The sequence below is a fragment of the Pantoea sp. EKM101V genome (assembly GCF_011800325.1).
GTDB lineage: Bacteria > Pseudomonadota > Gammaproteobacteria > Enterobacterales > Enterobacteriaceae > Pantoea > Pantoea anthophila.
This window is the reverse complement of the sequence record NZ_JAALFP010000005.1, coordinates 1-12,011: the sequence shown is the minus strand read 5'-3', so window position 1 is coordinate 12,011 and position 12,011 is coordinate 1. Positions and strand designations below refer to the sequence as shown.

At 57.6% G+C, this 12,011-nt stretch carries 12 protein-coding genes; 6 read left to right on the top strand and 6 right to left on the bottom strand.

The window, feature by feature from the left end:
- Positions 1–190: 190 nt before the first annotated feature.
- Complete coding sequence (locus tag HFD92_RS09500; RefSeq protein ID WP_009092284.1) at positions 191–580, bottom strand: tautomerase family protein; 390 nt, start codon at positions 578–580, stop codon at positions 191–193.
- 101 nt (positions 581–681) lie between these two features.
- Between HFD92_RS09500 and HFD92_RS09495 the strand changes: the two genes are divergently transcribed.
- Positions 682–1,599 (top strand): LysR family transcriptional regulator, encoded by a 918-nt coding sequence (locus HFD92_RS09495; protein WP_167428828.1) that lies wholly within the window; start codon positions 682–684, stop codon positions 1,597–1,599.
- Here HFD92_RS09495 and HFD92_RS09490 read toward each other — a convergent pair.
- The gene (locus tag HFD92_RS09490; RefSeq protein ID WP_046101160.1) at positions 1,576–2,589 is read right to left on the bottom strand and encodes a glycosyltransferase family 32 protein; all 1,014 of its coding nucleotides are present in this window, start codon (positions 2,587–2,589) and stop codon (positions 1,576–1,578) included. The two genes, HFD92_RS09495 and HFD92_RS09490, sit on opposite strands and share 24 nt — an antisense overlap.
- Before the next feature lie 493 nt (positions 2,590–3,082).
- Between HFD92_RS09490 and HFD92_RS09485 the strand changes: the two genes are divergently transcribed.
- On the top strand, positions 3,083–4,048 hold the full coding sequence (locus HFD92_RS09485; RefSeq protein WP_167428827.1) for a WD40 repeat domain-containing protein: 966 nt from the start codon (positions 3,083–3,085) through the stop codon (positions 4,046–4,048).
- Here the strand turns inward: HFD92_RS09485 and HFD92_RS09480 are convergent.
- Positions 4,030–4,584 (bottom strand): histidine phosphatase family protein, encoded by a 555-nt coding sequence (locus tag HFD92_RS09480; protein WP_009092279.1) that lies wholly within the window; start codon positions 4,582–4,584, stop codon positions 4,030–4,032. The genes HFD92_RS09485 and HFD92_RS09480 overlap by 19 nt on opposite strands.
- A gap of 581 nt (positions 4,585–5,165) precedes the next feature.
- On the opposite strand from HFD92_RS09480, the gene HFD92_RS09475 reads away from it, so the two are divergent.
- The 3 genes from HFD92_RS09475 to HFD92_RS09465 all read left to right on the top strand — a co-directional run bounded on the left by HFD92_RS09475 (position 5,166) and on the right by HFD92_RS09465 (position 8,643).
- Positions 5,166–6,557, top strand: coding sequence for an MFS transporter (locus HFD92_RS09475; RefSeq protein WP_167428826.1), 1,392 nt, complete (start codon positions 5,166–5,168; stop codon positions 6,555–6,557).
- A 65-nt stretch (positions 6,558–6,622) separates the two neighbouring features.
- Positions 6,623–7,645 carry a LacI family DNA-binding transcriptional regulator gene (locus HFD92_RS09470; RefSeq protein WP_058958268.1) on the top strand — a complete coding sequence of 341 codons (1,023 nt, stop codon included), beginning with the start codon at positions 6,623–6,625 and terminating at the stop codon, positions 7,643–7,645.
- Positions 7,646–7,656: 11 nt separating this feature from the next.
- On the top strand, positions 7,657–8,643 hold the full coding sequence (locus HFD92_RS09465) for a nucleoside hydrolase (RefSeq protein ID WP_009092274.1): 987 nt from the start codon (positions 7,657–7,659) through the stop codon (positions 8,641–8,643).
- A gap of 14 nt (positions 8,644–8,657) precedes the next feature.
- On the opposite strand, the gene HFD92_RS09460 is transcribed toward HFD92_RS09465, so the two are convergent.
- From HFD92_RS09460 to HFD92_RS09450, 3 genes are all read right to left on the bottom strand, one after another.
- Entirely contained in the window at positions 8,658–9,122 is a 465-nt protein-coding gene (locus HFD92_RS09460; protein WP_046101165.1) for a YbaK/EbsC family protein, read from the bottom strand.
- A 94-nt stretch (positions 9,123–9,216) separates the two neighbouring features.
- Positions 9,217–10,011, bottom strand: coding sequence for a siderophore-iron reductase FhuF (gene fhuF / locus HFD92_RS09455; protein ID WP_033736411.1), 795 nt, complete (start codon positions 10,009–10,011; stop codon positions 9,217–9,219).
- A gap of 184 nt (positions 10,012–10,195) precedes the next feature.
- Positions 10,196–11,293 (bottom strand): diguanylate cyclase, encoded by a 1,098-nt coding sequence (locus HFD92_RS09450; protein WP_046101167.1) that lies wholly within the window; start codon positions 11,291–11,293, stop codon positions 10,196–10,198.
- Positions 11,294–11,525: 232 nt separating this feature from the next.
- Between HFD92_RS09450 and HFD92_RS09445 the strand changes: the two genes are divergently transcribed.
- A complete protein-coding gene (locus HFD92_RS09445; protein ID WP_111207685.1) occupies positions 11,526–11,810 on the top strand; it encodes a DUF1435 domain-containing protein in 285 nt (94 codons plus the stop codon).
- Positions 11,811–12,011: the final 201 nt, after the last annotated feature.

The following is a 12,011-nucleotide window of genomic DNA, read 5'->3' as shown; positions in this document are numbered from 1 at the left end:
CGTCACGCAACCGGCCATCGTCGGGGGATGGTTTTTCGACAATCTATATTGGCTGTCATCGGGCTGCAACATATCCGGCGGATTTGTGCGAGGAAGCGCAGAGGGATTTTGTGTCGTGCCTGCCGGGCGTTCAGCAGACGTGACGGTGGCTGGCGCGCACCGTCAGCAGAGCAGGCGTCCGGGCCGCTTTTCAGAGTTTGCCGGTCAGATACTGCGCTTCCCCGTCGGCAAAACTCCAGTCGCCTTTGTCATTGGTGATAAAGCTGATCATCAGATCGTTGCCCTGCACGCCGCAATGCTCACGCAGTTCGCGCGCCAGCTCCGCCATAAACCGCTGTTTCTGTTCGCTGCTGCGCGGACTGGTAAAGACCCGCACCATCACCAGATTATCGCTGCGGCTGAATCCCAGCCCGGTGTCCTGAAACACCATCTGATAGCGTTTGTTTTCATGAACAATCTGATAGCGATCCCGTTCCGGCACGTTAAAGGCGGTCAGCACGGCCCGGTGCGCGGCATCCAGTAATGTACGCAGCTCTGATTCTGAACGACCCTCAATAACATCAAATTGCAGCAGTGGCATAGCGGTTTCTCCTGAGAAATAAGAGGCCTATGGTGACGGCTTTATCCGGCGGGAAAAAGCGCGTAGCCTGAAATGATTATTCATTATTGTGAACAATGCTGATGAAAGAGATGAAGACGGACACCCTGTGGGAGCATCTGCACTGGCTGACGGTACTGGCAGAGCAGGGCAGTTTCACCCGTGCGGCAGCGCGGCTGGATGTCAGCAAAGCGGCGATGAGCCAGAAGATCAAAGAGCTGGAGGAGAGAGCGGGTCTGATGCTGGTGCAGCGCACCACGCGCAGCGTGCGGCTTACCTCCGCCGGTGAGAAGCTGGTGGAGGAGCTGCGCGAGCCTTTTGCCCGCATCGAACAGAGTTTTTTCAGCGTGCGGGATACCGCCGGGCCGGTGCGGGGTCTGGTGCGCATCACCGCACCCGTGGCGTTTGCCCGCCAGCAACTGGTGCCGGTTATCGGCGAGTTTCTGCACGACTATCCGCAGGTGCGCCTGCAGCTGGATGTGACGGATCGCCTTGTCTCGCTGAGCAGCGAGGGGTTTGATCTGGCGATTCGCCACTGTGACACGCTGCCGGAAACGCACGTGGCGCTGCCACTGTGCGACACGCAGACCGTGCTGGTGGCCTCGCCAGCCTATCTCAGGGCGCAGGGGGTGCCGGAGAGGCCGCAGGCACTGGCGCAGCACAACTGCCTTTACTACCCGCGCGGCGTCGAGTCACCGCGCTGGCGGTTTGTCGCGCCGGGGGAGAGCGAAACGGTTCAGGTGCAGATTCAGGGCAGTTTTGCCACCAACAACAGTGAGTCGATCCGCGATGCGGCCCTGCAGGGTCTGGGCATTGCCATGCTGCCCGACTTCAGCGCCCGTGAGGCGCTGTCAGCGGGATCGTTACAGTGGGTGTTGCCGGAGTGGCAGCCGGTCGGCGCTTTTGCCGCCCGCCTGTGGATCGTGCGACCCTGGGCGGCACAGGTGCCGCGCGCGGTCACCACCTTTACACACTGGTTACGCGCCCGCTTTAACCACTGAGGGCAGTGCCAGTCCCGGCGAACGGGTATGCATCATCTCCCCAATCAGGCTGCTGCGGTTATAGAGGCCGATACGCAGATTGAAGTCGAGATGCAGCCGCTCATTGCCGGTTAACTTAATAATCGGTGGCGGCGTCTGGGGACGCTGCTGAAACAGCACTGACTGCGCAAAGGCGCTGCTGCTGTCGGCGTGCAGGCGCTGATAATACCAGGCGCTGGCTTCACCTTTACGCAGATAGAGATTGGCCCGCCGGTATTCACGCATCGCCACCTGCTGCGCCAGTGAGAGCAGCTGACGGGACGGGTTATCCATATTCTGCACAAGCAGCGGAAAGTCATCGCGCTTCTGCAGCTCATGAAAATAGTTGCGGATGCCGACATTTTTAACCGGGGCCAGTTGTTTCAGCCATTCACGGATAAAAGGGTTCTGCGCCGGGGCGGCCAGAAACCAGCTTTCAATGACCGGCGCAAGCAGGTTCAGCGTTGACTGCTCACGGTAGTAGCCGATCAGATCCAGAGACCGCGCCTCGTGAACGCGATGCACCCAGGCGAGATCCTCAAACAGCAGAGTGCTGCAGTCAATGCCGATGCCGCCGTAACGGTGAAGCAGTTCCAGCCGGATGATCTCACTTTTATGCGCCAGCGTCAGATCGGCTGAGATAAACCGGAGGTCGGGCAGCCATTGCGACAGGGTGCGCTGTGTCACCAGATAAACCTGGTGATCGGGATTATCCCGCCGTATTTTGCTGATATTGAGCGCCATCGAGGCAGGCAGCTGTTCATTATGCCAGACCATCCAGACAATCTTTGGAATCTCCGGCAGATCTTTCTGCTGAGCGATTAAAACGACATTATCTTCCTGACCCGGATCATATTCCGGCGCCCGACAGAGTCTTTGCTGTTTTTTATTCCATAACATCTGGCTGCTGAACGATATTCTTTTCCAGTTGCGCCAGATTTTATGCGCTGGACGTTGGCGATGTGCAGTCATGATATACCTGTTATTTTTATTTTCCCGTCATAGTGCAGACTCTGCCTGTTCGCATGTGGCGGAAACAGGCGGCATTACAGACTGGCTGCAACCCCGATGCGTGCGGGAATTATTGAAAGGGTTTCCCTGGTGGCGACGCAGTGCCTGAGCGCGCGGTAGTTTCCTCACGGCTATCTGGAATTGCACTGCACCTTTTTAATAAAACATTATTTACTGATTAGCTATGCCTTTTTTTGACTTTAGGATAAAACGGAATCAGGCCGGGCATGAAATAAAAATAAAACTATGGCCGTAATTAATCATTTATTTCATCCCGGCACGCGCCGTTATTAAGGAATATCTGAATCGCGGGACCGGGGTGCTTACGGGGATGAGGGAGCAGGCGCGATTGCGCTTAATGTGTGACGTAAGCCCGGCTCATCAATCCGCCGAATCAGACAGCCTGAAGCGCATTGTCTACGCTTAAGAAGAACTTACTGAGAAAGGAGCGCACATGCAGAGTGAATCATGGGGTTTGCTGGCGGTCGATAAGCGGGGCAATCGCGTCCTGTTTCTTAATCCGGAGACGTTCGCGGTTGAGCGGGAACTGAACGCCTTTCCACCGCGCCCGCATGAACTCCTGATGCTGGCCCCCTGGGGTAAAGCCTATGTGCCGGTCTATGGCGACGGCGTGCATGGCGACAATCCCCATCCGGGTCATAAAGTGGCGGTCATTGATTTAGCGCGTCGGACGATCGGCGGGTTTATCGATCTCTCGCCGCTGCGGGCACCCCACAGCGGTCAGCTGGGGCGCGACGGTAAAGTCTACCTCTGCTGTGAGGAGAGCGCCGCCGTGGCGGTGATCGATCCACAGAGTGACAAGGTCGAAAAAGTTATTCCGATCCCTTCGCACAATGCGCATCGCCTGACGCTCTCTCCCAGCGGCCGCAAGCTCTTCACCGATAACGAAGAGGATGCCACCATCACGGTGGTGGATCTGTGTGAGGCGGAAGGGCGGGTCATCGACACCATTCTGCTGCCTGGCCCGATTGCCGGTATCGCGGCCTCACCGAAACACCCTTATCTGGTCGCCAGCGCGGCTGACGCGCCGCTGCTCTATGTGATCGATCGGCAAAGCCACCGCATCCGTCAGCGCCTGACGCTGCCGGGCCATCAGCAGCCCTGCCAGGTGGTGCGCTTCAGCGACGATGGCGAACAGCTGGTGGCCATAGGGGATCAGGAACCCCTGGTCACGCTGTTTGACGATTTACTGAACCCGCTGGGTGACATCGCGGTGGGTAACATGCCGATGGATGGCTGTTTTACCCCCGACAAAAAGCAGCTGCTGATTGCCAATCAGGATGATGGCACGCTGAGCGTGATCGATCTGGCGCAGCGTAAAGTGATTGCCACGCCGCGTGTGGGAACGGGGTGTGAAGTGCTGGGCTATTTTTCGCTCGATCAGATAAACGGGCGATGATAGATCGCGGAACTCCAGTGGCGGCTGCTGGCATGCTTCTCCGCCTGCCAGCCCCGTTTACGTAATTCCCGGGCAATCATCTTGTTCATGATGCCGTGGCCCAGCAGCAGCACGGTGCCCTGAGCGGAGTACCCGATTAACTTTTCTGCGGCCGCCGCGGCGCGCTGGCGCGCATGAGGCAGCGACTCCGCATCACCCGCATATCCGCAGAACCAGAGCAGCCGCAGCAGCGCCAGCCAGCAGAGGATCGGCAGCTGCATCGCGCCCATTCGCAGCATCGGCACGGCAACTTCGCTGAACAGAGCATTCACCTCATGCGGCTGCAGACCAAGCTGACTCAGGGAGGACTGCGCGCGGGGCAGGGGACTGCAGACAACAACCGCCGCCTGACGGGCAATGTGGACAGTGCGCGGGGGCGGTCCGTCACTGACCTGTGACCGATCGTAGGCTTCGCACCAGTCTGCCAGCGCCTGCACGCTCAGACGGCCTGCGGCCTGATGATCGGGTTTACCGTGTCGCATCAGAATAATGGTCATACATTCTCTGCCTGGCCTTTTTTTCAGGGTAACGCATTATTTGCGCGCGCAGCGATTTTTCAGCCTGAGCCTGAGTGTCATCCTGCGGTCACAGAGCTGTGCGACAACAGAGCCCGATGAAAGCAGCCGCGCCTGTTTATCATGCTTAATGATTAGAGAAAGTGCTGACTTAACGCGAGTGATGACTTTTTTTTGTGCAAAGTGAGGCGCCGTTAACTGGCTGAATTTGCGATAAAAAACCATGATGACGCACTGTGATAGTGAAGTCTGACTAACATTTTGCGTCGGGATCGCTTGATTTATCTACGCGCGTAGATACACTAGGTCCCCAGTGATTGCTCACGGTGCTCGATGCACAGTCGGCTCCATCGATTGTTAAGTTACATTCGCTCAGTTTAAGTGACCGGTTAAAAAAGATCGGCGAAAACGGGCGAGGCAGATGATTCCAACACCAGGGAATCCTTTAACCTTTCATCATGGTTAGTCAACTGAACGTCGCCACCGGGGAATTCCGCTTTTATCAGGGAATCGACCCATGGACGGGCGTTTATCGATCTGCATACGCATTCAGGGATAGGGTTATGACGGCACACAATTCCGTTAAGCAGCAGGCATCACTGTCATCCTCTTCAGCCGCCGATGCGCGGTTTAATACCCCCTCAGGCCGCAAAGATTTCTGGCGCGCCACATTCTCATGCTGGCTTGGAACGGCGATGGAGTACGCGGATTTCGCGCTCTATGGTCTGGCTGCCGGTATCATCTTCGGCGATGTCTTCTTTCCCGAATCGACACCGGCCATGGCGCTGCTCTCCAGCTTTGCCACCTGGTCAGTCGGCTTCGTTGCCCGGCCTATCGGCGCACTTTTCTTCGGCTGGCTCGGCGACCGCAAAGGGCGAAAGGCGGTCATGATCACCACCATCATTCTGATGGGGGCCTCCACCACCTTTATCGGCTTAATTCCCAGCTATGCCACGATTGGCGTCTGGGCACCCGCCTGTCTGGTCCTGCTGCGCTTCACGCAGGGGTTCGGCGCGGGTGCAGAGCTCTCTGGCGGTACGGTCATGCTGGGCGAGTATGCGCCCGCAGAGCGTCGCGGGCTGGTCGCTTCCGTTATCGCGCTGGGCTCTAACAGCGGCACACTGCTGGCGTCGCTGGTCTGGCTGCTGGTGGTGCAGATGGATCAGCAGAGCCTGCTGGCGTGGGGCTGGCGTATTCCTTTCCTCAGCAGTGCGCTGATCGCGCTGGTGGCATTGTGGATCCGGCGTCATCTGCGCGAAACCCCGGTTTTTGAGCGCAGAAAAGCGGAGATGGAGGCGGCGCGCGCCGGTGTGCTGGCGACCCCGCCGGTGAAGGATACACGGCCGTTCTTCCAGCGCACCCGTGCCTTCTGGACGATGGTGGGGCTGCGCATCGGTGAAAATGGCCCCTCCTATCTGTCGCAGGGCTTCATCGTCGGCTATGTCGCGAAGGTTCTGCTGGTGGATAAATCGGTCCCGACCACGGCAGTGTTCCTTGCGTCGCTGCTGGGTTTCCTGATCATCCCTTTTGCGGGCTGGCTCTCTGACCGTTTTGGTCGCCGGATCGTGTATCGCGTCTTCTGTCTGCTGCTGATGCTCTACGCCTGGCCCGCTTTTACGCTGCTGGATACGCGTGAACCGATGCTGGTCATTCCGGTAATTGTGGTGGGCATGGGGCTGGCGTCGCTGGGTATTTTTGGTGTGCAGGCCGCCTGGGGCGTGGAGATGTTCGGCGTGCATCATCGCTACACCAAAATGGCGGTGGCGAAGGAGCTGGGTTCGATTCTCTCCGGCGGCACGGCACCGCTGATTGCGGCTGCTATGCTCTCTTATACCGGACACTGGTGGCCGATTGCGGTCTACTTCTCGGCGATGGCCGCGATTGGATTCTTTACCACCTTTGTTGCGCCTGAGACGCGAGGGCGGGATCTCAATCTGCCTGATGACGCCATCTGACAGGGCAAAACGAAATAAGCAGCAGGCCGTGTAAAGCGGCCTGTTTTTTTAGGGAGGAAAGTGATGTGCCTAAGTCGTTAACGGGAAAAGTGACCCGCAGTGAAGTGGCGAAAGCGGCAGGCACCTCAGTGGCAGTTGTCAGTTATGTCATTAACGACGGGCCGCGTCCGGTCGCCGAGGCGACCCGGCAGCGGGTGCTGGAGGCGATTAAAGCGACCGGTTACCGGCCCAATGCGGCTGCACGGGCGCTGGCGTCCGGCAACACCAAAACCTTTGGTCTGGTCGTGCCGAACATCGGCAATCCGTTTGTCGCCTCCATGGCGCACGTGCTGTTGCAGGAGTCGATGAATCACGGTCATGTCATGCTGCTGGGCGATGCCGGTGACGATCGCCGGCGCGAACTGGAGCTTATTCAGGGGCTGCTCAACCGGCAGGTCGATGGCCTGTTTTATAACAGCGTCGATCGCCATCCATACATCGACCTGATTAAAGCGAGCGGCACGCCCCTGGTGATGCTGGAACGGGTGGAACCTCAGCCGGGCGTGAACATGCTGCGCGTCAATGAGCGCCAGGCGGCCTGGCAGGTCACGGCACATCTGCTGAGCCACGGCTATCAGCAGGTCGGCATCATCACCGGTCCGGTCGATATGCTTAACGCGCAGGATCGTATTCAGGGCTGGCGCGATGCCATGCAGGAGCGCGGCCTGCCGATTGATGAATCGCTGATGTTTCCCGCCAGCTACACCCCACAGGGGGGATATGAAGCGGTGCAGACGATGATTGCCCGTGGCTGCGTGCCACGCGCGCTGTTCACCAGCAACGAAGGTCAGGCGATTGGCGCAGTGCGGGCCTTTTCGGAGCATCAGATCCGGGTGCCACAGGATGTCGCGCTGGTCTGCTTTAACGGCACCAATCAGTCATCGTTTCATGTCCCGACATTAACGACCGTGCGTCAGCCACTGCGCGAGATGGCGCGTGCGGCGATCCACATGCTGAAAGAGGGGCAGAGCGAAGCCCAGTTAAAGGAGTTTCCACACTATCTTGAAATCGGTGAATCCTGCGGCTGCACGCCGCAATCTCAGAGTTAACGAATAAGAAGATGAAAAGAATCATTATTGATTGCGATCCCGGTAATGGAATTGCAGGTGCCAACACCGATGATGGCCTGGCGATTGCGCTGGCCTTAGCCTCACCCGGCCTGTCGCTGGAATTAATCACCACCGTGGCGGGCAATACGCCGAGTGAGGTGGGCGCGCGCGTGGCGAAAGATCTGATTGCCCGGCTGGGACTCACCATCCCGGTGGTGCAGGGGGCGACACAGGCGCTGCAGGAAGATCCGGCGCCGTGGCGCGAGACGCTCGACAACCGGGTTAATCAGCTGGCACTGGCCGATCTCTGGCAGGATGTCCGTCAGCCAGCCGATGTCAGCGCGGACGGATTTGACGCGGCTGACGCTATCGGCAGGCTGATTTGCGACAATCCGGGCGAGATTACGCTGGTGGCGATTGGCCCGCTGACGAACGTGGCGCTGGCGATGCAGCGCTATCCCGCGATGGCCGAATCGGTGGCGGAGATTGTGGTCATGGGAGGCGTCTTTGCGCTGGATGACTATATCAAAGACACCAACTTCGGCCTGGACCCGGAAGCAGCGCACCAGGTGCTGCACAGTGGTGCTGCGGTAACGCTGGTGCCGATGGATGTCACCACGCAGACGCTGCTGACCCAGCAGGATCTGACCCGGCTGACCGCCGTCGATCATCCGCTGGCCGACTTTGTGCGCGACACGCTGCGTCCGTGGATCGACTATTCGATGCAGACCCGTCAGCTGGCGGGATGCTGGATCCACGATGCGCTGGTGGTCGCCTGGCTGCTGAATCAACGTGTCGCCTCAGGGATCGATTACCGGGTCGACATCGAGCTGCGTCCCGGTGCCACGCGCGGCAAGAGCTGGCGTTATCGGCAGCCGCTCAGGCTCTCTGTCGGTGTGCCCGAGCAGTGCGGCGCCTCGGTGCATGTCCTGCATCGCGTCGATAACACGCTGCTGTTATCGATCCTTGAGCAGGCTTTCAGACGCCTGATTAGCTGAGCAGAAGTAAAGGGTCAGATCGCTTCGCAGACATCAATCCAGCGGGCATTCGTCAGTTCAGCCATCTGCTGCGGCGAAATGCGGACGGCGCTATGGATGGCGCCAGCGGCAGGTAAGACTTCTTCAAAACTGCGCAGTGAAACATCACAGTAAACGGTCAGCGGGTTTTCCAGACCGAAAGGACAGACGCCGCCCACCGGGTGGCCGGTCCAGTTAATCACCTCGTCAACGCTCAGCATGCGCGCTTTCGCGCCCAGCGCCGCTTTCAGCTTGCGATTGTCCAGCCGGGCATCGCCTCGCGTCACGATCAGCACCACCTCGTTTTTCACTTTCAGCGACAGGGTTTTTGCTATTTCGCCTGGCGTCACGCCGTGGGCGCGAGCGGCCATCCCGACCGTTGCGGTGCTCTCTGCCAGTTCAATAATTTCAATTTCAGGGGCGTGTTCGGCGAAGAACTGGCGCACAGACTCCAGACTCATCTTTCTCTCCAGGCTGATCGAAGGCGTAAAAATTGCCACAAGCCTCTGTGCCTGTAAACGGGATAAACGGAGAATTCGCGGGAATCGGGTCTGTTTAGCTGCTGCTCAGGGTGCAGTTGCCGCATTGCTGAACATCGGGAATGCGATAGCGCTGGCAACAGCTGCGCCGCACCAGTTCACCGTCACGCGGGATCATGGTGCGATAGAGGGGATTGTCGCTGCCATCCAGCAGCCGCTGGTTAAAGAACAGCGCCTGTTCCAGCTGCAGGACCAGCGTCTCATCTATCTGGCTTTTCAGCTCGCCCAGGAACCACTGGAAGGTGAACCCCATGTTGTTCCAGATCAGGCGGGCGTTGATGTCACCATGCTGCGTAATGCCATTCACGGCCGGGATGAGATGCTGCTGAATCAGGCGGTCGATGCGCTGCAGCGGGTTGAGATAGCGCGCCTCCTCATCCTCCTGCACATCAATCCAGAAGGTGGCCGGATGGCCATGCTCATGAAAACCGACACGAATGTGTTCCGGCGAGCAGTCGAGCGCGCGGGACTCCTGTAGCAGGGCCATCAGCAGCGGCGGGATCAGCAGACCGAAATACCACTGCGCCCAGAGTGAGAGCACGGGTTTCGCTTCACGCACCGCATCGGGATGATCGCGATAGAGGTAGTCACTGTAGCGCCGGATAAGCGGGGCGAAGGCGTCAGCGTGTGACCAGACGGCAAGGGTCTGTGCATCACGCGGGGCTGACTGGCTGAGCCTGGTCGAATCCAGCAGATAGCTGCGCTGCTGTTGCAGCCGTTCATACAGACTTTCTGCCAGTGGACGGTCATTCTGCCGGAAGATCATCGACTGAGCGCTGAAACGCTGTTCCTGAGCTGAAGCGGTTGCCATGACGACTCGCGAAAAGTGTAGATAAGAAAGCAAATGATAATCGTTATTGATTAACTCTACAAGCGGCGTAAAAGCGTGCGGTTGCTGGCGGTAAAAACAGCAGGGGAGGAGAGGAGAAATCAGCCCGGCGATGACCGCGACAGATCGGTCAGATCAACAGGGGCAGACGCCGGTTATCAGCGTGTTATACGGGCTCTTCTGCGGTGTGAGGCGCCTCTCTGGGTAAATCTTCCCAGGCGAGAATGGTATTCCGGCCCTGGTTCTTCGCAACATAGAGGGCGCTGTCAGCATTGGCGACGGCCTGGTCGAACTCGTTGTCGTAAATCGGCGCAATCCCCGCGCTGATGGTGACGTGCGTTGACACGGTCTCATTGAACAGATGGGGAATCTCTAAATCCACCACATACTGACGGATGCGCTCTGCCAGCTTCATCGCAATGGAGCTGTTCACGTTGGTCATCAGCACCAGGAACTCTTCACCGCCATAGCGGGTAACGACATCGCGCGAACGCACCGCATCACGGATCGCTACCGAGACCCGCGCCAGCGCCTGATCGCCCATCGCATGGCCATAATTGTCGTTGTAGGCCTTGAAGTGATCGATATCCAGCAACAGCACAAAGTGGCTGCCGGCGTGGTTTTCCAGAATATTGTCGAGTCGGTTCTTCAGGCCACGGCGGTTATACAGCCCGGTCAGCGGATCGAGCATGCTGAGGTCGCTGAAGGTCTCTTTCTCTTCGTAAAGCTGATGCATCAGACGCAGGGTAAAGTTGTCGGCCCGGCGGCGCATCAGGTGCTGCAATGAAAAACCGATCAGCGGCAGGGAGATGGTCAGCAGAATTAGCGGCAGATGCTGACCATTGTCGAGCAGCAATACGGTCAGAACGGGCGGGGCGACGTGCAGACAGAAAGCCACCAGATAATCGCTCAGGGCGATGGCGCTGATAAATAACACGCTGATCAGGCTGATAATCAGAAAGCCACCATCAAAATAGAACACCAGATGGAAACGATAATTAATATGCCAGGCCCAGAAGATCCCTAATAGCAGCGCAACAGGATTTAACAGGGGGAGTTTAACTTTGGGCCAGATTAAATGGGCAATTAATGTGAGGGAGCTGAAGGCGGCGACACACATAACCGGCAGCGTCGTCTCACTTTTTTCCGTGCTCATTATTGGCAGCAGATAAAAGAGGGAAACGGCGATATTTAAAAACAGGAAAAGCATCACTGAAAGCCGGTATTTACTCTGCTTCAGTTCTTCATATGATTGTAATTTCATTATAAATACTCGTGACGACCCTGAAATACCAAAGCGCAAGCCAGCAGAAAGGAGGGGTCTGCAGGACAATGAGCAAATATTGCTAGTGCTGTTATTAAAGGTGTTATCGGCCGCAATCTAGCATTTTCCAGATGATCTGTCATCTTCAGCGCCGGGCCAGCCAAAAACAGGCTGCAGAACGGGAAAAACTGTCATATGATAATGGGAATGCTTATCATTTGAGGTTGGCGTCATGGGGATAGCGATCGTAGCGGCCTGCGGCCTGTGGGGAATCAGCTGGGCACTGGGCAAAAAACTGGATAGTGCGTGGGGGGTTCTGCTGCCGTGCATAGCGCTGCCGCTGTTTGCCCTATGGGAGCCGGGATTCAGTCAGTGGCGAATGGTGATGATCGTTGCGCTGTTGCTGACGGTGGTGATGCTCTTTCATCAGCGCCTGCGTCACTATCTGCTGCTGCCATCCTGCCTGGCATTAGCGACCGGACTGGCGGCGGTTTCCGTGAATTTTCATCTGAATTAGCAACAGTGCAGGGGTGTCATGCTTACGCAACAGAGAAGGTGTAAAAATCAGAAGGCGAGCCTGAAACGGCAAAGAAACGGTCAGAACAGGAAGAAAGCATGAATGAAGCAGGAGGATGACAACGTTGGTGCGAAGAGAGGGACTTGAACCCTCACGTCCGTTAAGACACTAACACCTGAAGCTAGCGCGTCTACCAATTCC